The 23,729-nt window shown below is 63.9% G+C and carries 23 protein-coding genes; 17 read left to right on the forward strand and 6 right to left on the reverse strand.

The genetic code is table 11. The annotated features are described in order from the left end of the window. Nucleotides 1-134 precede the first annotated feature (134 nt). On the forward strand, nucleotides 135-1,049 hold the full coding sequence (locus tag FTO74_RS12400) for a carbon-nitrogen hydrolase (RefSeq protein WP_162538434.1): 915 nt from the start codon (nucleotides 135-137) through the stop codon (nucleotides 1,047-1,049). Between the two features lie 80 nt (nucleotides 1,050-1,129). On the opposite strand, the gene FTO74_RS12405 is transcribed toward FTO74_RS12400, so the two are convergent. Beyond that, nucleotides 1,130-1,561 (reverse strand): CRISPR-associated protein Cas5, encoded by a 432-nt coding sequence (locus FTO74_RS12405; RefSeq protein WP_255462639.1) that lies wholly within the window; start codon nucleotides 1,559-1,561, stop codon nucleotides 1,130-1,132. Between the two features lie 213 nt (nucleotides 1,562-1,774). Between FTO74_RS12405 and FTO74_RS12410 the strand changes: the two genes are divergently transcribed. The 7 genes from FTO74_RS12410 to FTO74_RS12440 all read left to right on the forward strand — a co-directional run bounded on the left by FTO74_RS12410 (nucleotide 1,775) and on the right by FTO74_RS12440 (nucleotide 5,461). Further along, nucleotides 1,775-2,809, forward strand: a complete 1,035-nt coding sequence (locus tag FTO74_RS12410; protein WP_162538435.1) for an agmatine deiminase family protein — start codon at nucleotides 1,775-1,777, stop codon at nucleotides 2,807-2,809. Then, entirely contained in the window at nucleotides 2,806-3,135 is a 330-nt protein-coding gene (locus FTO74_RS12415) for a hypothetical protein (RefSeq protein ID WP_162538436.1), read from the forward strand. Before FTO74_RS12410 ends, FTO74_RS12415 begins: the two co-directional genes overlap by 4 nt. After that, the gene (gene tadA / locus FTO74_RS12420) at nucleotides 3,132-3,581 is read left to right on the forward strand and encodes a tRNA adenosine(34) deaminase TadA (RefSeq protein WP_162538437.1); all 450 of its coding nucleotides are present in this window, start codon (nucleotides 3,132-3,134) and stop codon (nucleotides 3,579-3,581) included. The genes FTO74_RS12415 and tadA overlap by 4 nt, the downstream gene beginning before the upstream one ends. A gap of 57 nt (nucleotides 3,582-3,638) precedes the next feature. Then, complete coding sequence (locus tag FTO74_RS12425) at nucleotides 3,639-3,995, forward strand: DUF3175 domain-containing protein (RefSeq protein ID WP_162538438.1); 357 nt, start codon at nucleotides 3,639-3,641, stop codon at nucleotides 3,993-3,995. 116 nt (nucleotides 3,996-4,111) lie between these two features. Further along, entirely contained in the window at nucleotides 4,112-4,375 is a 264-nt protein-coding gene (locus tag FTO74_RS12430; RefSeq protein ID WP_162538439.1) for a GlsB/YeaQ/YmgE family stress response membrane protein, read from the forward strand. A 26-nt stretch (nucleotides 4,376-4,401) separates the two neighbouring features. Next, on the forward strand, nucleotides 4,402-5,175 hold the full coding sequence (locus FTO74_RS12435) for a glucose 1-dehydrogenase (RefSeq protein ID WP_162538440.1): 774 nt from the start codon (nucleotides 4,402-4,404) through the stop codon (nucleotides 5,173-5,175). 28 nt (nucleotides 5,176-5,203) lie between these two features. After that, entirely contained in the window at nucleotides 5,204-5,461 is a 258-nt protein-coding gene (locus FTO74_RS12440) for a glutaredoxin family protein (RefSeq protein WP_162538441.1), read from the forward strand. Nucleotides 5,462-5,466: 5 nt separating this feature from the next. Here the strand turns inward: FTO74_RS12440 and FTO74_RS12445 are convergent, their stop codons facing one another. Further along, a complete protein-coding gene (locus tag FTO74_RS12445) occupies nucleotides 5,467-6,183 on the reverse strand; it encodes a hypothetical protein (RefSeq protein WP_162538442.1) in 717 nt (238 codons plus the stop codon). 120 nt (nucleotides 6,184-6,303) lie between these two features. Between FTO74_RS12445 and FTO74_RS12450 the strand changes: the two genes are divergently transcribed. The 3 genes from FTO74_RS12450 to FTO74_RS12460 all read left to right on the forward strand — a co-directional run bounded on the left by FTO74_RS12450 (nucleotide 6,304) and on the right by FTO74_RS12460 (nucleotide 9,439). Further along, nucleotides 6,304-7,362, forward strand: a complete 1,059-nt coding sequence (locus FTO74_RS12450) for a hypothetical protein (RefSeq protein ID WP_255462230.1) — start codon at nucleotides 6,304-6,306, stop codon at nucleotides 7,360-7,362. Nucleotides 7,363-7,513: 151 nt separating this feature from the next. Next, entirely contained in the window at nucleotides 7,514-8,161 is a 648-nt protein-coding gene (locus FTO74_RS12455) for a nitroreductase family protein (protein WP_162538443.1), read from the forward strand. A 324-nt stretch (nucleotides 8,162-8,485) separates the two neighbouring features. Then, the gene (locus tag FTO74_RS12460; RefSeq protein WP_162538444.1) at nucleotides 8,486-9,439 is read left to right on the forward strand and encodes an alpha/beta hydrolase; all 954 of its coding nucleotides are present in this window, start codon (nucleotides 8,486-8,488) and stop codon (nucleotides 9,437-9,439) included. A 237-nt stretch (nucleotides 9,440-9,676) separates the two neighbouring features. Here FTO74_RS12460 and FTO74_RS12465 read toward each other — a convergent pair whose 3' ends face one another. From FTO74_RS12465 to purB, 3 genes are read right to left on the reverse strand one after another with little or no spacing between them, the layout of a single operon-like run. Beyond that, nucleotides 9,677-10,282, reverse strand: coding sequence for a UbiX family flavin prenyltransferase (locus FTO74_RS12465; RefSeq protein ID WP_255462231.1), 606 nt, complete (start codon nucleotides 10,280-10,282; stop codon nucleotides 9,677-9,679). A gap of 14 nt (nucleotides 10,283-10,296) precedes the next feature. Then, complete coding sequence (locus FTO74_RS12470) at nucleotides 10,297-10,878, reverse strand: YkgJ family cysteine cluster protein (RefSeq protein WP_162538445.1); 582 nt, start codon at nucleotides 10,876-10,878, stop codon at nucleotides 10,297-10,299. A gap of 57 nt (nucleotides 10,879-10,935) precedes the next feature. Then, entirely contained in the window at nucleotides 10,936-12,231 is a 1,296-nt protein-coding gene (gene purB, locus FTO74_RS12475; protein WP_162538446.1) for an adenylosuccinate lyase, read from the reverse strand. A gap of 101 nt (nucleotides 12,232-12,332) precedes the next feature. On the opposite strand from purB, the gene FTO74_RS12480 reads away from it, so the two are divergent. Both FTO74_RS12480 and FTO74_RS12485 read left to right on the forward strand, forming a co-directional pair. After that, nucleotides 12,333-12,767, forward strand: coding sequence for a MarR family transcriptional regulator (locus tag FTO74_RS12480; protein WP_162538447.1), 435 nt, complete (start codon nucleotides 12,333-12,335; stop codon nucleotides 12,765-12,767). Then, nucleotides 12,764-14,578, forward strand: a complete 1,815-nt coding sequence (locus FTO74_RS12485; RefSeq protein ID WP_162538448.1) for a chloride channel protein — start codon at nucleotides 12,764-12,766, stop codon at nucleotides 14,576-14,578. Before FTO74_RS12480 ends, FTO74_RS12485 begins: the two co-directional genes overlap by 4 nt. Nucleotides 14,579-14,670: 92 nt before the next feature. On the opposite strand, the gene FTO74_RS12490 is transcribed toward FTO74_RS12485, so the two are convergent. Continuing rightward, entirely contained in the window at nucleotides 14,671-15,654 is a 984-nt protein-coding gene (locus FTO74_RS12490; RefSeq protein WP_162538449.1) for an energy transducer TonB, read from the reverse strand. A 348-nt stretch (nucleotides 15,655-16,002) separates the two neighbouring features. On the opposite strand from FTO74_RS12490, the gene ileS reads away from it, so the two are divergent. The 4 genes from ileS (at nucleotide 16,003) to uvrA (ending at nucleotide 23,729) form a co-directional block, all read left to right on the forward strand. Further along, a complete protein-coding gene (gene ileS, locus FTO74_RS12495) occupies nucleotides 16,003-18,873 on the forward strand; it encodes an isoleucine--tRNA ligase (RefSeq protein ID WP_162538450.1) in 2,871 nt (956 codons plus the stop codon). An 18-nt stretch (nucleotides 18,874-18,891) separates the two neighbouring features. Next, nucleotides 18,892-19,425 (forward strand): signal peptidase II, encoded by a 534-nt coding sequence (lspA, locus tag FTO74_RS12500; protein WP_162538451.1) that lies wholly within the window; start codon nucleotides 18,892-18,894, stop codon nucleotides 19,423-19,425. A 126-nt stretch (nucleotides 19,426-19,551) separates the two neighbouring features. Further along, nucleotides 19,552-20,712 carry an acyltransferase gene (locus tag FTO74_RS12505; protein WP_255462232.1) on the forward strand — a complete coding sequence of 387 codons (1,161 nt, stop codon included), beginning with the start codon at nucleotides 19,552-19,554 and terminating at the stop codon, nucleotides 20,710-20,712. A 41-nt stretch (nucleotides 20,713-20,753) separates the two neighbouring features. Further along, nucleotides 20,754-23,729: an excinuclease ABC subunit UvrA gene (uvrA, locus tag FTO74_RS12510; protein ID WP_162538452.1), complete on the forward strand. Its 2,976-nt coding sequence runs from the start codon at nucleotides 20,754-20,756 to the stop codon at nucleotides 23,727-23,729.

Consider the following 23,729-nt stretch of genomic DNA (forward strand, 5'->3'; position numbering starts at 1 on the left):
CCACCCGCAGGCGCATCTTTATGGAGTCTTTACAACTTTATGCCTGCCCCCAAGCCGTAAACTGGAAGAGACCAGTATGAAAGCCCAGCGGGACGAACCCGTAGCCCATCCGCAACATCCAAAGAAAAGTGACCATGACTAAGCACAAGAAGATCGCCCTCATCCAGATGTCGTGTGTTCCCGACACCCAGGCCAACCTCGAAAAGGCCGCCACCCTCGTCCGCGACGCCGCCCGCGCCGGGGCCAACGTCGTCTGCCTGCCGGAGCTGTTCCGCGCGCAGTACTTCTGCCAGCGCGAAGAGCACGCCCTCTTCGACACCGCCGAGTCCATCCCCGGCCCCTCGACCGAGCTGCTGAGCCAGGTCGCCCGCGAAGAGAAGATCGTCCTCATCGCCAGCCTCTTCGAGCGCCGCGCGCCAGGGCTTTATCACAACACTGCCGCCATCCTCGAAGCCGACGGCTCGCTCGCCGGGGTCTATCGCAAGATGCACATCCCCGACGACCCGCTCTACTACGAGAAGTTCTACTTCACCCCCGGCGATCTGGGTTTCAAGAGCTTCAACACCAGCCAGGGCAAGATCGGTACGCTGGTCTGCTGGGACCAGTGGTATCCCGAGGCCGCCCGCCTCACGGCGCTCAAGGGCGCGGAGACGCTCTTCTACCCGACCGCCATCGGCTGGCACCCGTCCGAGAAGGCCGAGTTCGGCGAGGCGCAGTACTCGGCCTGGCAGACCATGCAGCGCGCCCACGCCATCTCGAACGGCGTCTTCGTCGGCGCGGTCAACCGCGTCGGGCACGAGTACGGCGACGTCATCCATAACGGCGTCTCGATCCCCGGCCCCGGCGGCGCGGGCCTCGAGTTCTGGGGCGGCAGCTTCATCGCCGACCCGTTCGGGCGCGTCATTGCGCAGGCCTCGCACGATAAGGAAGAGATCCTGATCGCCGAGATCGACCTGAAGCTGCTCGAAGACACGCGCCGCAACTGGCCCTTCCTCCGCGATCGTCGCATCGACGCCTATCAGGGCATCACCAGCCGCTTCCTCGACTAAACCGTCCAGAGAACTGTCGTTTCATACCTTTGGTGGGATCGACAGAGGCTCCCGGAGTAGCGGCTCCGGGAGCCTCCCTGCTAACGCTGCTGGCTGATATCGACTGGACCATCCAAACGGTCAGCCGCTCTCATCACAGGAAGCACATGCAATGCCGTCTGCTTACGCCAGATGCGAATCACCTTCAGCATCTCCGACTGTGTCAGCTTCGAGACCGGCGTGAACTTATCTCCGCCCTTTGCATTCATCGGGCGCACGATCATAGCTACCTGGGCTCCGGGCCGAATCCGCAGGAACACGCCTCGGCCTGCTTTTTTCGTTGCATCCGTCGGCATCGAAACCATTCTCAACTCGCCATTCGGCTTCATGTTATGAAGCGCGTACACAGCGCAGTTTCCATCTTTCAGCAGCTCGCGAACCAGATCTTTTACCAGCTCTGCTTGATTCGCACCGAACTCCAAACCATGTACCAGCGGCATACAAAATGCCTCCTTCTCATTGCAAACGATCATAGGACGCAACCCATAAGTAAGCCGTAATTGCCGGAGACCATTCGTAGCGCCCCTGGCCGTCCCTAACATTCATTCCTCTGCAACATGCGTGCAGCGTCGTCATCTACCTCAAACCGCTATACTTACTACAGTGCAGTTCGACGACGAATCGTCCAATTCCCCCAGCGCAACATAGACGGGAGAGGCACCTCGCATCCCGAAACGAAGAGACCCATGACCCGCTACCGCATGCCCGCCGAATGGGCCCCTCACGCCGCCACCTGGATCGCCTGGCCCCACAACGTCTCGGACTGGCCCGGCAAGTTCCAGCCCATCCCCTGGGTCTACTCCGAGATCGTCCGCAACCTCTCGCGCGTCGAGGACGTCAACATCCTCGTCAACGACGAGCACGCCGAGCGCCGCGTCACCCAACTGCTCAAGCGCGCCGGGGCCAACCTCGCCCGCATCCATTTCCACCACTGGCCCACCGACCGCGTGTGGCTCCGCGACTCCGGCCCCATCTTCGTGAAGGATGACGCTGGCGAGACCTCCATCACCAACTGGCACTTCAACGCCTGGGCCAAGTACGACAACTGGCGGCGCGACGACCAGATTCCGCAGCACGTGGCCAAGCTGTACGACATGCCCGAGCGGCGGCCCATGATCGGCGACCACCGGCTGGTGCTCGAGGGCGGCAGCATCGACGTCAACGGCCAGGGCATCCTGCTCACGACGGAAGAGTGCCTTCTCTCCGAGGTGCAGCAGCGCAACCCCGGCATCTCCCGCGAGCAGCTCGAGGCCGCCTTCAACGAGCACCTCGGCATCGAGAAGATCATCTGGCTGCATCGCGGCTGCGCGGGCGACGACACCCACGGCCACGTCGACGATATCTCCCGCTTCGTCGCGCCCAACACCATCCTCACCGCCGTCGAGCACAACGTGGCCGACGAGAACCACCTACCGCTGGCCGAGAACCTCGACCGCCTGCGCTCGGCGCGCAACCTCAAGGGCGGAGCCTTCGACATCCGCGAGCTGCCCATGCCCGCGCCGGTCGTCTTCGAGGGCCAGCGCCTGCCCGCCAGCTACGCCAACTTCTACATCGCCAACGGTCTGGTGCTGGTCCCCACCTTCAACGACCCTAACGACCGCCGCGCCCTGAACCTGCTGGCCGAGTGCTTCCCCGACCGCGAGATCGTCGGCATCCACTGCATGGACCTCATCTGGGGGCTGGGCGCGCTGCATTGCATGACCCAGCAGGAGCCTGCATGAGCAAGCCCTGGCCGCCGCCGCCCGACCTCCACTCCATCCAGGAACTCATCCGCACCGCCGACCCCGAGGGCCACATCGCCTCGGGCGCTCCGGCGGACGAGTACGAGCCGGAGGAGGACGCGATCTTCGCGGCCATCCGCCACTTCCCCACCGCGCAGCTCACCGCGCCCATCCTGACGCCGATTCTCGAAAAGATATGGCGCGAGAGCTTCTCCCACAGCGATGAAGCCCTCGCCGTCAGCCGTCCGGCGCTGCACTCGCTGGCCGCCGAGATCGAACGCTTCTTCGGCCCCGAGGCCCAGCCCCAGGTACGTTCGCAGGCATGACCGACGAAGACTTCCTCCGCGCCGCCATCGCCGAAGCCCGCTCCGCCGAGCAGGCTGGCGAAGTCCCTGTGGGCGCGGTCATCGTGCGTGACGGCCAGATCCTCGCCACCGGCTCCAACCGCGTCATCCGCGACTCCGACCCCACCGCCCACGCCGAGATCGTCGCCTTGCGCGCCGCTGGCCTCGCTCTGGGCAACTACCGCATTGAGGGCTGCGACCTCTACTGCACGCTCGAGCCCTGCGCCATGTGCGCCGGAGCCATCCTGCACGCGCGCATCCGCCGCCTGATCTACGCCGCGCCCGACCCCAAGGCCGGTGCCTGCGGCTCGGTTCTCGAAGTGATGAACCACCCGAAGCTCAACCACCGCGTCGAGGTCACCAGCGGTCTGTTGGCCGAAGAGTGCGGCCAGATACTCACCGCCTTCTTCCGCGCCAAGCGATCCTGACCCAGCATCAACCCCGCAAGCCTCTCCTGCATCGAACCACCGCAAAGGAGAGCGCCCATGCCGACAAAATCCCCCGCAAAAAAGACGCCTCGTAAGTGGTCCGCTAAGGTCAACACCGACTCCACTCACCCCGACGAAGGTCTCTTCAAGAAGTCCGCCCCAAGCATCGCCAAAGCACTCTTCTCGGAGAAAGTCTCCCCCAAAGGCCCCGCCTCCGGGATGCAGATGCTCAACTTCTACATCAACCGGGCCGGGAAAAATCTTCCAGAAGATCGCCGGAAAACGCTCGAGCACGCCAAGGAGATCCTCTCCGGCATGATCGCCGATAAGAAGAGTGCGGCTAAGAAGACAGCGGCTAAAAAAACACCGGCTAAGTCAGCAAAGAAGTTACCGGCAAAGAGGTCGGCAAAATAAATCTGCGCCGCCCAACACTTTTCGGGCGATTCTTAATCCGGATTCTGCATCCATATCCATAGCAGCTCCGTCCTTCGCTTCCGCATCGCAGATTCTGCATCCCGGAGGGAACCATCATGCCCCACGGCATCATCATGACCATCGTCATCGGCTTTATCGTCGGTCTCATCGCCAAGCTCATCATGCCCGGCCGCGAGCCCTCCGGCTTCATCATCACCTCCGTGATCGGTATCGCGGGCAGCTTCCTCGGCACCTACCTGGGCCGCGCCATCGGCCACTACGAGCCCGGCCAGTATGCCGGGTTCCTCATGTCGCTGCTCGGAGCCTGCATTCTGCTCGGCATCTACCACCTCATCACGCGCGGGTCTTCTCGAACCTGAGCTTAACCATCCTCCCCGGAGAACTCATGCCTGACCGCTTTACGGGAAAAGTCGCCATCGTCACCGGATCGTCCTCCGGCATCGGCCAGTCCATCGCCATACGGCTCGCCAGCGAGGGAGCCGCCGTCGTTATCGACTATCACTCCCACCCCGAGGGAGCCAATGAGACCAAAGCCAAGGTCGAGGCCTTCGGGAGCAAGGCCATCACGGTTCAGGCCGATGTCTCCTCCCTGGCCGACACCCAGAACCTCGTCGATCAGGCTTACATCCAGCTCGGCGGCTGCGACATACTGGTCAACAACGCCGGTGTCGAGAAGAATGCGCCCTTCCTCGAGGTCACCGAGAAGGACTACGACATGGTTCTCGACACTAACCTGAAGGGCGCGTTCTTCCTCACCCAGGCCTTCGTCAAACGGCTGGTCGCACTCCAGAAGCCGGGCCGCGTCATCAACATCAGCTCCGTCCACGAGGACATGGTCTTCCCTAACTTCGCCAGCTACTGCGCGGCCAAGGGCGGGATGCGAATGCTCATGCGCGACCTTGCCATGGAACTTGGCCCGGTCGGCATCACGGTCAACAACGTGGCTCCGGGAGCCATCAACACGCCCATCAACACCGCGCTGCTGGCCGACAAGCCCAAGCTCAACGCGTTGCTCAACAACATTCCGCTGGGCCGCCTGGGTAGCACCGACGACGTCTCCGCGCTGGTCGCCTTCCTGGCCTCGGACGAGGCGGGCTATATCACCGGCTCGACCTACGTCGTCGACGGCGGCCTGATGCGCAACTACAAAGAACAGTAAAAACGGGAAGGAGCAGTAGAATACTGCTATGGAGCTTACCGTTTACTCAGCATCCTGGTGCCGCGACTGCCGCGAGGCCAAGCGATTCCTCGCCAAGCACAACATCCCCTTCCAGGAGATCGACATCGAGGAGACGCCCGGCGCGGCCGATACCGTCTTCGAGAACGTCGGCAAGCGGGCGATCCCGCAGTTCGTCCTCGACGGCAAGTGGATTCAGCCCTACCGCCCCGGACGCGGCTTCCTGCATGCCGAGATGGCCGAGCTATTCGGCGTCCCGCACGAGTAGCCCTCTTACTGTGGCGGCGTCTTCTGCTGCTGCATCTTGATGAGTTGTTCGTAGATCTGCTGCGGCGTCTTCACCCCATTGGGCGACTGCACCTGCGTCGTATCCGCAGCGGGCTGCGCGGGTGCAGAGCTTGCCGCCGGAGCCTCAGCCGCAGCACCGGGAGCAGCAGCACCACCACCACCGGGCGTAATCACCCCGGCTGGCGCGGCTCCCTGAGCCGCCGGAACACTCGGCCGCACCTGCCCATCGGGAGGCCGATCCGTCTTCTCCTCCTCCTCGCTCACCGCAACCACACTCGGACTCGGCGGCGTCGGCCCACCAGCTCGCGGCGTCAGCACCAGCTCGCTCGCCACCGTATCCGAACCAGCGATCAGCAACATGTTGCTCTCGGTCCCATCGAGCAGCGCCGCCAGAATCTTAGCCGGAGCGTCCGGCCCATAGCTCCCGTAGACGCGCTCCTCCGCCACCCCGCCGGTGATCTTCATCTGCGTCAGCCGGGCGATCTCCCGCAGAATCTGGTTCAGGCTGGAGTTATCCGCCTCCACCGCCAGCCGTCCATCGGCGTACGTCACGTGAGCCCGATGTGCGGGCATCTGCCCCGGCAGCTTCGGCCTCTCCACGGGCGCAGCAGCACCCGGAGCCGCCTGCGCGAGCATCGCCCCCGATCCCACGCACCCGGCCAGCAGCAGCCCCATCACCCGAATTGCACTCGATCTCAACATTGGTCTCTCGTAGGACGAAGCCGAGCGGCTTTCAGCACACCCACCCCAGTTTATGTCTTATCTGTTCCCCGCATCTCATGTACTAGACTGGCATGGAACCGCCCGGCGCAGGAAGCCGCAATGACACGAGAGGCAAAACCCATCAGACACCGCAGTCACAATAAAACCGTCGCGGCCGCAGCCCTGTTCCTCATGCCCTTCTTCGCGCTCCGAGCCGCTCCGGCCGAGACCTGCACCACCCAGTCCCAGATGCAGCCCGCCGAGCGCGACACGCTGGCCGGAGCCGCGCGCAGCCTCGCCCTCAAGATCCAGGCCGCCGACCTGGCAGGCGTCCGCGCCAATACCATCGCCGAGTTTGCCTCGAGCTTCGACGGCATCGGCAACACTATCTCGTCCACCGCTCCTCATCTCAAGTCCGGCACGCCCGTCGTCGAGCAGGTCTACCTTCTCGACGCCTCCGCCAACAAGCGGAACCCCGATGGCTCCTCGCCCGACGCCCAGTTCGACTGCACCCTCAACAAGTCCGCCGCCGAAGCCGATTTCACCATTGCCTCCCTGCCGCCGGGGCGCTACGCCTTCACCCTCGTCCGCTTCACCGGCGAGTCCCCGTGGCTGGTCTCGTTCCTCCTCCGCCAGCAGACGCCTGCGTCTCCGTGGCAACTCGCCGGGCTCTATCCCAAGGCCGCCACCGTCGCCGGGCATGACGGCCTCTGGTACTGGACCCAGGCTCGCTCCCTGAGCGCCGCCAAGCAGCCGTGGAACGCCTTCCTCTACTTCGGACAGGCTCGCCAACTGCTGCAACCCGCGCCCTTCGTCTCCAGCACGCACCTTGAGGCGCTCCGCACCGAGACCGCCTCGGCGGCTCCCCCGGCTCTGGCCAACGGCATCGGCCCGGACAACCCGCTGGTCATCAAGGCCGCCGACGGTGCCGAGTACCGCTTCACGTCCCTCTACCCCGACAACACGCTGGATAAGGAAAAGCCCGACGTCGCCGCCCACATCAAGGTGGACTCGCTCGGCGACGCCAACACCGCCCGCGCCCGCAACCTGGCCGCCATGAGCGCGTTACTGGCCGCCCACCCCGAGTTACGCACCGCCTTCCACGGCGTTTGGATCTTCTCCGACGCCCCCGGACAGGCTCCAGTGGCCAATGAAGCGGCCATGAATGAGATCCACTAGGTGCTATTTTCTGGAGATCCCAGCGGGTAACCATACAAAACGTAATATTTCGCATCCCAAAATGTTGTATTTTTTGTGTGGAACAGCTTTCGCACCACTGTCTCCCTGACTGATCCTGCTTCCATCATCCCGACAGAGTAGAAAGAGTGCCATGCCACCAACTATGAAACCTCTCGATCAGGCAATCCTGGACCGTCGCGCCACTCCCAGCTTCGACGGTACCCCCATTCCGCCCGAGGATCTCCGCCGCATCCTCGATGCCGGCCGCTTTGCTCCCAGCGGCTACAACATGCAGCCCTGGCGATTCGTCGTGGTGCAGAATCTCGACCAGCGCCGCAGGCTCCGGGGCGCGGCCTACAACCAGGGCAAGGTCGAGGAGGCTTCGGCAGTCATCGTCGCCTGCGGAGACGCGGACGGATGGCGCAAGGATCTGGACCTGATGCTTCAGATGGGCCTCGAGGGCGGGATGCCCGAGAGCTACGCCGCCCAGGCCCGGTCGAGCGTGCCCAACTACCTTTCGAGCTTCACGCCCGACCAGATGAAGGGCTGGCTGAACAAGCAGGTCATGCTGGCCTTCACGCACATGATGCTGATGGCCGAGGTGCTGGGCTACGATACCGCTCCCATGGAAGGCTTCGAACAGGACAAGGTCCACGAAGTTCTACGCCTACCTCTCAGCTACTGGGTAGTGGCCTTCCTCGCCGTCGGTCACCTCAAGGGACCGGATAAGTTCGACGGCGGCCGCTTCGAGCTGAACCACACCGTCTTCTCCGAAGAGTACGGCAAGCCGCTCAAGTAACCCTATAACCCATGCCTCGACTCCGAGGCATGGGATACGGTTGTCCCTTCACCACAAAAAGCGCCAACGGCGCGCCCTATACCAGCCTGGGGCAAAGCCCCAGGGAAACATCCCAATGAGCGGATGAGGGCTGAAGGCCCGACCTATCCCAGGAACAACAACAAAAGCGTCCTCACGCCGGACGGGCGGCACTTCGTGCTGTCTTGGACACTTCGCGTAAAAAATATCCCCACTCTCTGCGATTCCTGCTACTCTCTCGCATTAACACAGTTGTAACATTGGATATCGCCTCCCGGCGCCCACACGAAGAGAGCAGAACCCGCAATGAAGTTTCTCCAGAGAGCCACCGTCCTCCTCCTGTTCCTGGCCCTGGCCGCCGGGGCCACATTTTACTGCGCCCCGCTCCGGGTCAACGACCAGCTCATCCGCTACAAGCTGTGGCGCGCCGGGGTCCACAGCGAGTACATCCAGGCCGGACCCTACCGGCTGCACTACTTCGAGGCCGGTCCCTCCGACGGCTCGTCCCTCGTGCTCGTCCACGGTCTCGGCTCCCGCGGCGAGGACTGGGCACCGCTCATCCCCGGCCTCGCCGCCGCGGGCTTCCACGTCTACGTGCCCGACCTGCCCGGCTACGGCCGTTCGCCCAAGCCCGATATCAGCTACTCCATTTCGACACAGGCCCGCACCGTCATCGACTTCATGCACGCCGTCCATCTCGAGCACGCCAATCTCGGCGGCTGGTCCATGGGCGGCTGGGTCGTCGCGCGGCTCACGCTCGACCACCCCGAGATGGTCGACCGGCTGGCCATGTACGACGCCGCCGGGGTCTACTTTCCGCGCACCTTCGACGCCTCCCTCTTCCTGCCGACCGATGCCGCCGGGCTCGACCATTTGAACGCGATGCTCTACCCTAAGCCGAGGCCGCTGCCTGCCTTCGTCGCCCGCGACGCCATCCATAAGCTGCAGGCGAACCGCATGGTGATCGAGCGCAGCGTCGCCGCGATGCTCAACGGCCGGGACCTGCTCGACTTCCGCCTGCACCAGATCGCGAAGCCCACGTTGATCGTCTGGGGCAAGGAGGACCGGCTGATTCCGCTGGTGACGGGCGAGAAGATGCACCGCGAGATCTCGCAGTCGGTTCTGTTCGTCATCGAAGACTGCGGGCATCTGGCTCCGGGCGAGTGCGCGCCGCCTATCCTGAAGGAGACGGTTGCGTTCTTTACGGCCAATCCTGCATTGCCCCGCAGCGAGACCACCGTCCCGCACCCCGCATCTTAAACACGCGAAGCGTCCAAAACCGCACGAAGTGCCGCCCGCCCGGCGCAAGGGCGCACTTGCCGTTGCCTGTTTTCTTGGTTGTCATTCAGGAGCGAAGCGGAGGAATCTGCTTCTGGGGTAGGTCCGGCTTTAGCCCCCGAGATATGCTTTCTTTTCTCAACCACAAAAGACAACAACAAAGCGCCCTCACGCCGGGCGGGCGGCACTTCGTGCAGTTCTCGACGCTACGCGTAAAAACTACTCTTCATCTCCCCAAACAAATGCATCCGCCTGCCCCAACCCCACATGCCCCAGCACCCGATGCACAAACTGCCGCGCCATCACCGCCGTATCCTGCGGCTGCGTGTACAGTACCGGCATCACCGGATAGATCGTCGCACCCGCCTCTGCCGCTGCCGTCATATTACGCAGGTGAATCAGGTTCAGCGGCGTCTCGCGCACGCACAGCACCAGCCGCCGCCGCTCTTTCAGCGTCACATCCGCCGCCCGCTCGATCAGGCTCGAAGCCATTCCATGCGCGATCCTCGCCAGCGTCCCCATCGAACACGGCAACACGATCATCGCCTCTGTCGGATAGCTCCCACTAGCGATGCTGGCCCCAATATCCTCGTCGGCAAGCTGCCGTACCTTGTCGCTCGACGTACCCAGCAGCTTCTCCACCAGGGCCGTCCGTCCACTCAGGTGCAGCTCCTCGGCCAGCACCCTCAATGCGCTCTCCGAGACCACGAGGTTGACCCGGCTCACACGCTCGTCGGCCACCAGCAGCCGCAGCATCTCGGCGGCAAACACGCTGCCGCTGGCCCCCGTAATCGCCAGAGTAAAGTTCCGCTTCAAATCGCTCACTCGCTGATTATCGTCTAAACGCCGCGCAATGCGTACGCCACCAACGTCTCGCCGTGCAGGCCGTGCGCCTCATCGAAGGCCGCATTGCTGGCCTCCTCCACCGCCGGAAACCCCGGATCAAGCTCGCAGGCCGCGATCTCCTCGGTGGACGCGTGGATAAAACACAGCTCGCATGTGCCCAAGTTACCCTCTTCCGTCCTCATAGGAGGACCAAAGGTACGACAGAGAACGGGCCGAGCCGCGTACAGGTCACACGTCCCCGTCGTCGGGTCCAGCACCGGGCAGACTTCGTCGTTGGCGAACTCCTCGAAGAGAATCGCCGCCTCGTAGTCCTCACCCAGAATCCCCGTGGCACGGTCACCCGGAAACCACGGCTCCAGACGCCGAAGCGAGTCTTCAACACGCAGGCGGATACGGCTCGCCCGCTCGGGAGCGGCGGCAGCCAGTCCGTCACGCAGCCGCGCCGCATCCTGTAACGCGATGGGAAATACCCCCACGCAGCACTGCGAGCAGCCCGGTTTGCAGACCAGATGCCCGCCCGCTCGCCGCACCGCATCGGCCAGCGCCGCATCCGCAATGTGAACCAGATCATCCATCGCAAAATCCATCCGCCATAGCGCGACAGTCAAACATCGCGCTATGGCGGAATACCACTATTCCCCTAACGTGCGTGCAAAAATCGCATCCACGTTCGCGAGCTGGCGCGTGTAGTCGAAGGCGTGGGCCAGCTTTTCGAGGCTCAGGCGGCTGGTGATCTCCGGCTCCTTGGCCACCTCGTCGCGAAAGACGAGGTCGTTCTTCCACGAGTTCATCGCGTGGCCCTGCACCAGCCGGTACGCGTCCTCACGCGACATACCCGACTCCGCCAGATCGAGCAGCAACTGCCCGGAGAAGATCAGCCCACCGGTCGATTCGAGGTTCTTAATCATCCGCTGCGGATAGACGAGCAGCTTCTCGATCAGAGTGGCCGTCTTCTGGAGCAGGTAGTCGGCCAGAATGGTCGAGTCCGGCAGGATCACACGCTCAGCCGAGGAGTGCGAGATGTCGCGCTCATGCCACAGTGCGACGTTCTCGAACGCTACCTGCGCGTTGCCCCGGATCACGCGGGCGAGACCGCTGATCTGCTCGCTGGTGATGGGGTTGCGCTTGTGCGGCATCGCCGACGAGCCCTTCTGCTTCTCGGAGAAGAACTCCTCCGCCTCACGGACCTCAGTGCGCTGCAAGTGGCGGATCTCAGTGGCGATCTTGTCCAGCGTGGACGCGAGCACCGCAAGAGTCGCAACATAAGCCGCGTGGCGGTCGCGCTGGACAACCTGTGTTGCGACCGCTACGGGCTTCAGTCCCAGCGCGGCGCAGATGGCCTCTTCGTGCTCCGGCTTCAGGTGGCCGAAGGTGCCGACGGCTCCCGAGAGCTTGCCCACGCGCAGGTCCTCCGCGGCGGCATCGAAACGGGCCAGATTGCGCTGCATCTCCGAGTACCAGAGCAACAGCTTCAGCCCAAAGGTGCTCGGCTCGGCGTGAATGCCGTGAGTCCGGCCGATGATGGGCGTGTGCTTGAACTCGAGCGCACGCGCCTTCAGCACCTCGCTCAGCCGTACGATGCCCTCGCGGACGATGGCCGAGGCCTCGCGAAGCTGCAACGCCTGCGCCGTGTCCACCACGTCGGTGGAGGTGAGGCCGTAGTGGAACCAGCGCGACTCCGCCCCGACGAACTCGGAGACCGAGGTGGTAAAGGCGATGACGTCGTGCTTCACCTCGGCCTCGATCTCGTTGATGCGATCGACCGAAAAGTTGCCCTTGTCGCGGATCGCATCCGCGGCCTCCTGGGGCACCAGCCCGGCCTTGGCCAGGGCCTGCGAGGCGGCAGTTTCGACCCGCAGCCAGCAGCGGTATTTGTTCTCATCGGACCAGATACGGCCCATCTCCGGACGTGTGTAACGCGCGATCAAAGGAAGCTCCTGTAAGTAGATGTCTCAGGTTCAAGTCTACTGACTGTGCAGATACATCGTGACGCGATATAATCATATATATCGCAACACGATATAAATTTATGCCGAATCAATCCCCCGACACCATCGACCGTCTTCCTCAACTGGCCAACTTCCGCTTCCGCCTGCGCCAGTTCCTCGCCTACTCCGAATCCACCTGCGAGGAGTCAGGCGTCACCATGCAGCAGTACCAGCTATTGCAGGTGCTGGGCGCGGCGCGGATGGAGGCGGACGCCGCCCGCACCACCATCTCCGCGCTGGCCGAGCGGCTTCTGCTACGCCACAACAGCGCCGTCGAGCTGGTGGACCGCGCCGAGCGGGCCGGGTTGGTCCGCCGCGTAGCCGATCCCACCGACCACCGTCGCGCCGTGGTCGAGATCACCCCGCACGGGCAGGAGTTACTGGCGAAGCTTACCGGCGAGCACCTGAGCTATCTGGCTACCGCCGCGCCGGAGCTGGCCTCATCTCTTCAGGAACTACTTCCATCCCAACGATGAAAGCCACTACAAATAAACCACTTAGCGATTACACCATCGACTCACGCGTCCTCTACGTCAGCGCGCTGGCCTGCCTTCTCGGCGCGCTGAGCACGGTGGGAGCCTGGGCACTCATCCGCCTGATCGCCCTCTCGACGAACCTCTTCTACCTGCACCGCTTCAGCTTTCTGGAGGTCTCCCCGGACAGCCGCCCGCTACACTGGTGGGCGGCTCTGGTCCCCGTCGCCGGTGGCCTCCTCGTTGGCCTGATGGCGCGCTTCGGCTCACCCAAGGTGCGCGGCCACGGAATGCCCGAAGCCGTGGAGGTCATCGTCTTCCAGGGCGGCCGTGTCTCGCCCCGCATCGCCGTGCTGAAGCCCATTGCCACGGCCATCTCCATCGGCTCAGGCGGCCCGTTCGGGGCCGAAGGTCCGGTCATCATGACCGGCGGAGCCATCGGCTCGGTGATCGGCCAGCTCCTGCCGGTGTCGGACAGCGAACGCGCCGTACTGATGGTCTCGGGCGCGGCGGCGGGCGTGGCAGCGGCGTTCAACTGCCCCATGTCCGCCGTGCTGCTGGCGGTGGAGCTGCTGCTCTTCGAGTGGCGCCCGCGCAGCCTGGTCCCGGTGGCCATGGCGTGCGTCACGGCGGGATCGGTGCGGCACCTGCTGCTCGGCAGCCTGCCCATCTTCCCCATGCCCCCCACCACCGGCCTGATGCACCACGCGGCCATGCTGGCGGCGCTCCTGATCGGCTTCGCCTCGGCGCTCGGAGCCATCGGCCTGAGCCGGGGCATCCACCTCTCCGAACACTTCTTCGAGGTCACGCTCAAAAAGATCCACTGGATGTGGTGGCCGGCCATCGGCGGCATCGTCGTCGGGCTGGGCGGAATGATCTTCCCTCCCGCATTGGGGGCCGGGTACGAGGTCATCCAGCAACTGGTCTCGGGCGACATCACCTGGAGGCTGCTGGCCGGAGTCCTCATCGTCAAGAGCATCATCTGGATGTTTTCGCTGGGTTCAAATACGGCAGGCGGCATCCTGGCTCCCCTGCTGATGATCGGGGCGGCGCTGGGCGTCACTCTGGGCCACTGGATGCCCTTCCTGACGCCCGGAGCCTGGGCCGTCGTCGGCATGACGGCGATGCTCTCAGCCGCGCTGGGCGCGCCGCTGACCTCCGCGATGCTGGCCGTGGAGCTGACGCACAACGGAGGACTGATGCTGCCGGTGCTGCTGGCCTGCATCTGCTCCTACGGCATCAGCATCCTGATCTCTCCGCGCTCGATGCTGACCGAGGGCCTGAGCCGCAAGGGGCTGCACCTCTCGCGCGACTACGGCGTGGACCCGCTGGAGGTGGTGATGGTCTCGGCGGTGATGCACACCAGCGTCTTTGCCCTGCCCGCCGACGCGCGCCGCAGTCAGGCGGCGGACTGGTTCGCCAGCATGAACGCTCGCGGGCCGGGGGCGTGGTCACACTGGCAGAGAATCTTCCCGCTGGTCCACGAAGATGGCCGTCTGGCTGGTATCCTCACGCGGGCGCAGATGGTCGCCGCCGCTCAGGCAGGAGAACTCGAAAGACCTTTACTGGAAGACGGCTCGGCCAGCCCGACCACGCTCTTCAATATGCAGACGCTGCGCCAGGCCGCGATGGTAATGGCCGAGTCCAAGCACACGGCGTTTCCAGTGCTCGATGCTCAGGATAAGTTTGCCGGGATCGTCACCATTAGCGACCTCTTGCAGGCCCGCACCCTTGCCGAGCAGCGTGAACGCGAACGCTCGCGTGTTCTGAGGCTACGCTGGCCGTTCCGTTCCAAGCCGGATATCTCAGCGTAAGGATTTGTGCCTGAGAAAGCATGCGCAACGCCTGAAAAGCCGAGAGCCCCATTCATTGCGATGAATGGGGCTCTCGGCTTTTTCTATCTCGTTTAGAAGATCTGGAAGTTGACCTCGACGTTCATCTCAACGATGACAGGCTTGCCGTCCTTCATCGCGGGTCTGAACTTGTACTGCTTCACCGCTTCCATCGCCTTCTCGTCCAGGCCCAGACCAATCCCGCGGATGACGCGCACGTGCATCGGCCGTCCGTCGGTATTGACCTGTAGATAGACGAGCACGTTCCCCGCCACCTTGGCCTTGCGCGCCTCTTCCGAGAACTCCGGCTCCGGCTGATAGAGAATCTGCGGAGCCGAAACACCGCCGCCAATGCGGAACACTCCGCCGCCCGTATTGCCGCCCGAACCCGGTCCCATGCCGTTGCCGTTACCCGAGCCAAGGCCGCTGCCGTTGCCATTACCCATCGACATGCCGACCAGCGGCGAGTTGGGCATACCGATGTTCGGCAGGTCCGACTTGGCCATCTTGATGTCCTTCTGGACGTTGATGGCCGGATCGACCGCCAGCTTCGGCTCGATCTTCGGCGGAGCCATCGGCGGCAGAATCGGCTTCGGATCGAACTTCGGCGGATTGCCGCGAGTGACCGGCGTCGGTCCCTTCTGGCCACCACCTCCACCCATCACCACAGCCTTCGGAGGAGCCTTCGGCGGCGGTGGCGGAGGCTCCACGAGGCTGATGACCTTCGGAGCCGGAGCGGCGATAATGCCGACCTTGCGCGCTCCCCACCACAGGAGGAACGCCAAAACCAACCCGTTGATGACAGCCGCCAGAATCGTCGACTTGGGATCGCGCTTGACCGCCATCCGGTCCGGCACCGCGATCGGCTTTGAAGTCAGTTGCAGCGGAGGCAGCTTCTGAGGAAAAAATACGTCTCTGAGGCTCTCGAACAGCGAGCCGAAGACCCCCTCTTCGGTCGTCGAGGAGAGATCGCCACTTAGCCGGACGGAGTCGTCGGGTCTCAGGTTCAGTCCGGATTCGCCCACTGGATCAGGGGGCAGGAATTGCGCTTTAGCCATAATGCTGGTTGCCCTCAGATGGTTTGCGAGACGGGTGCTCGCAAGACCCAACATGCCTCACACTCATCGTTTCAATAACGTTCACGGTCTTCCGCCGGTTGGGTGTTGCGTCGGGTGCAGGCATCGCATCTGGCTTCCAATGAACATTCTACAAAGTTTCTTTCCGCTGTGCTTTCGGGGGAAAACAACTCCCCCATGCAGTTTAGTTGGACGCATCAGGCGGGCGACAGGTCAACTTCCCCGCAGGAACAAGGAAACTAAATAATCCGCCGCCGCCGGATACAATAGACATTTGGCGGCAAGCAAATCGCGCCCGCCACCCAGCTCGCCCTATCCATGAGGATTTAGATGCCGGAAGTGCTTGACCAGAAGCCGTTGAAGTCGACCCTGAACCTGCCCCAGACCGCCTTCCCGATGAAGGCGAACCTGCCCCAGAACGAGCCTGCGCGGCTCGAGGCCTGGAAGTCCTCCGGACTCTACGCGCAGATTCGCGCCGCCCGCGCCGGGTCGCCGAGGTACATCCTGCACGACGGGCCGCCGTACGCGAACGGCGCTATTCACCTGGGACACGCGCTCAATAAGTGCATCAAGGACTTCGTCGTCAAGACCAAGACCATGGCGGGCTTCGACTCGCCCTACGTCCCCGGCTGGGACTGCCACGGGTTGCCCATCGAGATCAAGGTAGACGAGCAGTTGGGCCGCAAGAAGCTCGAGATGCCAGCCGTCAGCGTACGCCGCGCCTGCCGCGAGTACGCGCAGAAGTACGTCGATCTGCAAAGCTCGCAGTTTCAGCGCATCGGCGTCTTCGGGCGCTGGGACAACCCGTACAAAACGATGTCGTTTGAGTACGAGGCCGCTATCCTCGAGACCTTCTACGACTACTTCGAGCAGGAGTTCGTCTACAAGGGGCTGAAGCCGGTCTTCTGGTGCATCCACGACCAGACCGCGCTGGCCGAGGCCGAGGTCGAGTACGAGCAGCACACCTCGCCCAGCGTCTACGTGCGCTACCGGCTGACGAGTGATGCAGCAGCGATTGCTCCTGAGTTAGCCGGCCGCGAGGTCTACACCATCATCTGGACCACCACGCCGTGGACGATCCCGGCCTCGATGGCCATCGCCTTCAACCCGGAGCTGGAGTACGTCGGCCTCGACGACGGCACGAGCATCTACCTCGTCGCTGCCGACCTGGTGGAGCAGGTGAAGACCAACTGCGACCTCATCGGCGACCTGAAGAACTCTAAGGAAATCACTCGATTCAAAGGAGATCGCCTCGAGCTGGTCACCTTCCAGCACCCCTTCCTCGAGCGCTCCGTACTGGGTACCATCGCGGCCTACGTCACCGCCGACCAGGGCACCGGCGCGGTCCACACCTCGCCCGCGCACGGCGTGGACGACTTCTACACCGGCAAGCGCTACAACCTGCCCGACGTGCAGTATGTCGATAACGCGGGCCGCCAGCGCAACACCGGCGACCAGCCCTACGCCGACCTCACCGTCTTCGAGTCCAACAAGCCCATCACGGAGCTGCTGCGCGAGCGCGGCGCGCTGATGGGGTCATTCAACCTGCAACACAGCTACCCGCACTGCTGGCGCTGCCACAACCCCGTCATCGTACGCGCCACCGAGCAGTGGTTCATCGGCATGGAGACGCCGATGCCCGCGGAAGACGGGACTACAGACAGCACCCCAAGCACCTTCCGCCAGCGCGCTCTCGACGCCATCAAGCAGGTCGTCTGGGACCCGGCCTGGGGCGAGGAGCGCATCTCCAACATGATCGCCACACGGCCCGACTGGTGCATCTCGCGCCAGCGCATCTGGGGCGTGCCCATCGCGGTCTTCCTCTGCAACGCCTGCCACGAGCCGCTCAAGAACACCGAGGTCAGCGCCCACATCGTCGATCTCTTCCGCCAGCACAGCGCCGATATCTGGTACACGAAAACCGCCGAGGAGCTACTGCCCTCCGGCACTGCCTGCTCCTGCGGAAATAAAGAGTTCCGCAAGGAGATGGACATTCTCGACGTCTGGTTCGAGTCCGGCTCGAGCTGGCACGCGGTGCTCGACGCCGAGCCGGAGCTGGAGTTCCCCGCCGACCTCTACACCGAGGGCGGCGACCAGCATCGCGGCTGGTTCCACTCGTCGCTGCTCAACTCCGTGGCGCTGCGCGGCGTGGCTCCATACCGCAAGGTCGCCACCTCCGGCTGGACGCTCGACGAGCAGGGCCGCGCCTTCTCGAAGTCGCTCGGCAACGGCGTTGATCCAGTCGACATCGCCAAGCGCCTGGGTGCGGAGATCATCCGCCTCTGGGTCGCCTCGGTCGACTTCCGCGAGGACGTCGCCGCCAGCGAGAACCTGATGCTGCGCGTCAGCGACAACTATCGCAAGCTGCGTAACACGCTGCGCTTCCTGCTGGGCAACATCCACGACTTCAACCCCGCCACCGACGCCGTCGCCTTCGCCGCGATGGAGCCGCTGGACCAGTACATCCTGACCCGCACCGCGCAGCTCGACGCCAAAATCCGCAGCGCCTACGATGACTTCGAGTTCCACCGCGCCTACCATGCGCTCAACGAGTTCGTGAACACGGACCTCTCGGCGCTGTACCTCGACGTGCTGAAGGACCGGCTCTACACCTTCGCGCCCAACGCCCCCGCCCGCCGCTCCGGCCAGACCGCGCTATGGCGGATCGCCGAGGCGCTGACGCGGCTGATCGCCCCCATCCTGAGCTTCACCGCCGACGAGGTCTGGGGCTTCCTGCCCAAGGTGGAAGGCCGCGAGAACAGCGTTCATCTGGCGCTCTTCCCCGACCTCGCTGAGATCATCCCCGGCAACCGCTCCGCCATCGAAGCCGACTGGGCTCTCCTGCTCGAGGTCCGCGACCAGGTCCTGCTGAAGCTCGAGGCGCTGCGTGCGGAGAAGATCATCGGCAAGGCTCTGGAGGCCGAGGTCACCCTCTCCGCGAACCCCACCGACCTTGCTCTCCTCACCCGCTACGAGACAGCATTGCCTGAGCTATTCAACGTATCCACTGTGAAGCTCGCCGCTGGCGAGACGCTCTCCGTGGACGCCATCAAGTCGGCCGACACCCGCTGCGAGCGCTGCTGGCGCTTCATCCCCGACGTAGGCGCGGACACCCGCTTCCCCTCCGTCTGCCTGCGCTGCGCCGAGGCCCTCGAGGCCGTCGACTTCGCCCCCTACACCCCAAGCCCGAACCAAGCCTGAACCGGAGTACAGCCTCACATGTCCGACACGTCCTTCACCACTCCCGACCAGCAGCACCGGCACCGCGACGCGCGTCCCATGCTGCTGGTCCTGACGGTCTTCATCCTCCTGCTCGACCGCCTCACCAAGCTGTGGGTCGAGCATCACATCTTGCAGAGCCACTGGATCACCGTGATCCCCGGCGTCTTCCGCATCTCGCACGTGCTCAACACCGGCGCGGCCTTCTCGCTCTTCGCCGAGTCGATGTCGTCGCTGGTGGTCCGCGACATCCTGATCGGCTTCTCGATCGTGGCCGTGGTGGTGGTGCTGGGCCTGCTCTGGCGCGCCGGGCGCGAGCTATCCACCACCTCCGTCGCCCTGACGCTCATCCTCGCGGGCGCGCTCGGCAACCTCTACGACCGCATCCACTACTCCTACGTCATCGACTTTCTGGCGGTAAAGATCTACCACTACAACTGGCCGGACTTCAACGTAGCCGACTCCGCCATCGTCACCGGCGCGTGCCTGCTGCTGCTCGAGATCTTCCGCGGCCAGCCCGCAACGCAGGAGTAACGCCAACAGAGCCGCACGTCTTTCGTTTTGCCACTGCCTGCGAGGTGACGATTGAGATTTGCGACTCACGAAAGCGAGGGGCCATCCCTGAAACCGACGGCCCCTCGCTTCGACACCATTGACCTTTTGCGTGGCCTCTCGACCCTCGGCGTGGTGCTCCTTCACGCGAGCCTCTGGTTATCCTCCCACGGCTCCAAAGTTGGAGAGAGCCTCCCGCGCTGGCTCCGCTACGTCGTCTTCAGCCAGGGCGGCAATGGCGTCTCGGCGTTCTTCGCCATCTCCGGCTTCCTCATCACCTTCATCTCGATCCGCCGCTTCGGCAGCCTGGCTGAACTTCGCCTCGGAACGTTCTACCGCATACGCTTCGCCCGCATCTTCCCCTTGCTGGCAGTACTATTGCTAGTCCTAAGCGTCTGCCATTTAACTGGCGCGCCCAATTTTTGGATCCCACCCAACACCGGCACTCTGCGGCAGGCGATCTTCGCCGCCCTCACCTTCCACCTCAACTGGTTCGAGGCCGCACACGGCTTTTTGCCGCCACCCTGGACGGTCCTCTGGTCGCTCTCAGTCGAGGAGATGTTCTACCTGCTCTTCCCCGTGGTCTGCATCGTTCTGCTACGTCAACGCTGGTCCCGCCCCTTATTTCTCATCCTTCTTTGCGGCCTCATTCTCTTCGGCCCCTTCGCCCGAACGCCCTGGTACAGCAGCAACGAGATCTGGCTCTATCAGTCCTACCTGGGCAACATCGACAACGTCGCTCTAGGCTGCCTCTTCGGCTTGCTTACAGCCCATCTAGCGAAGACTGGCCGCTTCTCCCGCTCCCGCTGGCCGCTCTATTGGCAACTTCTTGGGACACTTCTCACCGCGTTCATCGTGGTGTGGGATTGGCCGAGAATCATCCTCGGCTGGCACGTAAAGCGAGCGATGGCCCGCTCTGGAACAGACGTAACTATCCTGGGCTTCGGAGTATGCCTCATCATGCTCGGCAGCGTCCTGCGCAACGCGAAGGGCTGGCGCTGGACGGCCCCGCTGCGCTGGTTCGGACGCTACAGCTACGAGATTTATCTATCCCACGATTTCGTAGTGATGGGCGTACTCTCGTTCTTCCTCTCCCGGCACCGTGGACCGGTCGCCCTTTGGGTCGTGGGAACAGTGCTGCTATCTGCGCTTCTGGGCTACCTGCTCTCGCGCCTCGTCACGGAACCCGCAAATCGCCTCCTACGCGGCTCACCCGTCCCCTCGGAACTACGTCCCGGCGGCGTCGGCTCCATGTCACAGACGCCCTAACTGGCCTTTGCCGCCGATGTATCCGACAATAGAGATTGGCCATGACTGAACCGAATCTTCCTCCGGAACGCATCCAGCAGATCACCATTCGCGGCGCGCGCACCCATAATCTCAAGGGCATCGACGTCGACATCCCGCACAACGCCCTCACCGTCGTCTCGGGCGTATCCGGTTCGGGCAAGTCGTCGCTGGCCTTCGACACGGTCTACGCCGAGGGCCAGCGTCGCTACGTCGAGTCGCTCTCCGCCTACGCCCGCCAGTTCCTCGAGCGCATCGAGAAGCCCGACGTGGACCACATGGACGGCCTCGCCCCGGCCATCGCCATCAAGCAGAAGAACCAGACGCGCAACCCGCGCTCGACCGTCGCCACCGCGACCGAGATCTACGACTACCTGCGCCTGCTCTACGCGCGCTGCGGCACCGTCACCTGCCTGCACTGCGGCGGCATCGTCAAGCGCGACACCGTGGACGAGATCGTCTCCACGCTGCTGGCGCTGCCCGAGGGCACCCGCACCTACGCCCTCTTCCCCATCGTCCGCGCCGAGATCAAGCTCGAGCCCATGCAGACGGTCGAGAGCGCCGAGGCCCCCGCCAAGCCAGCGAAGAAGGCCGCCAAAACCGCAAAGAAGCCGACGACCAACATCGCCGCAGCCACCCTGACCGACGCCCTCAAGGATCGCCTCGTAGAGCTGCGCCGACGCGGCTACAACCGCCTCTATCAGGTCGGAAACATCGTCGAGTTCTCCACCCCCGAGTCCCTGCTGGAGCTGAACTTCGAGCAGCCGATCTTCGTCCTGATCGACCGCCTTGCCCTGTCCGCAGAAGTCCGCAGCCGCCTCGTCGACGCCATCGAGACCGGTTACCGCGAGGCCGGAGAGATCCAGTTCCACACGCTGCCGCGCGGCGACGAAGCCGCCGAAAAGCTACGCTTCTCCTCCGCCTTCGAGTGCACCACCTGCCACCGCGCCTACCGCGAGCCGGAGCCGCGCCTCTTCTCCTTCAACAACCCCTTCGGCGCCTGCCCGCGCTGCCAGGGCTTCGGCAACACCATCGACTTCGACCCCAACCTCATCGTCCCCGACAAGACGAAGTCGCTCGCCGACAACGCCATCGCTCCCTGGGCCACGGGCAAGTACCGCCCCATGCACGCCGAACTGATCCGCTTCGCGCGCGCCAACGGCATTCCCACCAACAAGCCCTGGTACGACCTGACCGCCGAACAGCAGCGCCTCATCGACGACGGGGCTGGTTCGTTCATGGGCATCCGAGGCTTCTTCCGCGACCTCGACCGCAAAAAATACAAGCTGCACGTCCGCGTCTTCCTCTCGAAGTACCGCGGCTACGCGCTCTGCCCCGACTGCCGCGGCACCCGCCTGCGCGCCGAGGCCCGCGCCGTCCTGCTCAACGGCCGCAACATCTGCGAGATCAGCGCCCTTACCATCACCGCGGCCAGCGAGTTCTTCGACGCCCTCGAACTCTCCCCGTCACAGCTCGAGATCGCAGGCAAAATCCTCGAAGAGGTGCGCCAGCGTACGCACTTCCTGCACCAGGTCGGGCTCGACTACCTCACGCTCGACCGCCTGGCCAGCACGCTCTCGGGCGGCGAGGCCCAGCGCATCCAGCTCGCAACGTCCTTAGGGTCGCGCCTCGTAGGCGCTCTGTACGTGCTGGACGAGCCCTCCATCGGCCTGCACACACGCGACACCGCCAAGCTCATCCACATCATGGAAGAGCTGCGCGACCTCGGCAACACCATCCTCGTCGTCGAGCACGATCCCGATGTCATCCGCGCCGCCGACTACCTGCTCGACCTCGGCCCCGGAGCCGGTGAGCTGGGTGGCCAGCTCCTCGCCGCGGGCACTGTGGCCGAGGTAATGGCCAACCCCAACAGCATCACCGGCAAGTACCTCTCGGGCCGACTCACCATCCCGGTTCCGCGCTATCGCCGCGAACCGGGCCGCGAGCACATCCGCCTCAACGGCGCGCGCATCCACAACCTGCGCGGGGTCGATCTCGACATCCCGCTGAACCTGCTCTGCTGCGTCACCGGCGTCTCCGGCTCGGGCAAGTCGACCATTGTCCACCAGGTGCTCTACCGCGCTCTGCAACAGTCTCTGGGACAGTCAGAAGGGGGCGATTCCACGGGCCTCTACCGCGAACTCTCGGGCACCCAGCACCTCAACGAAGTCATCCTTGTGGACCAGTCGCCCATCGGCCGCACGCCAAGATCAAATCCGGTTACATATATCAAGGCCTTCGACGATATCCGCGCGCTCTTCGCCGCGCAGCCCGACTCCAAGCGCAAGCAGTTGACCGCCGGAAGCTTCTCCTTCAACGTCCCCGGCGGACGCTGCGACGTCTGCGAGGGCGACGGAACCGTCACGGTCGAGATGCAGTTTCTGGCCGACATCGAGCTGCCCTGCGAAGAATGTAACGGTACGCGTTACAAATCTTCCATCCTCGACGTGAAGTACAAAAACAAGAACATTCACGACGTGCTGAACATGACGGTCAAGGAGGCTCTGGTCTACTTCTCCGGTCACCCCAAGATCATCGACAAGCTGCATGTACTTGATGAGGTGGGCCTCAGCTACGTTCGCCTGGGCCAGTCCGCCACCACGCTCTCGGGCGGCGAGGCCCAGCGCGTCAAGCTCGCCTCACACCTTGCGACGGCCCGCTCCATCTCCAACCGAGGCGCAGTCAACGAGGCCGCCAAACGAGCCGCCAGCCGCACGCTTTACATCCTCGATGAGCCCACCACCGGCCTGCACTTCGATGACGTGGCCAAGCTGCTCACGGCCTTCCGCAAGCTGATCGACGGCGGTGGCTCGCTGCTGGTCATCGAGCACAACCTCGACGTCATCAAATCGGCGGACTGGATCGTGGACATGGGTCCCGAAGGTGGAAGTGGCGGCGGCCAGATCGTCGCGGTGGGTACGCCGGAGGAGATCGCCGCGAACCCCGCGAGCCACACAGGCCACTGGCTGGCTCCGCTGCTCGCAGAGCAGAATGCTTAA

The organism is Granulicella sp. WH15 (genome assembly GCF_009914315.1).
Taxonomy (GTDB): Bacteria; Acidobacteriota; Terriglobia; order Terriglobales; family Acidobacteriaceae; genus Edaphobacter.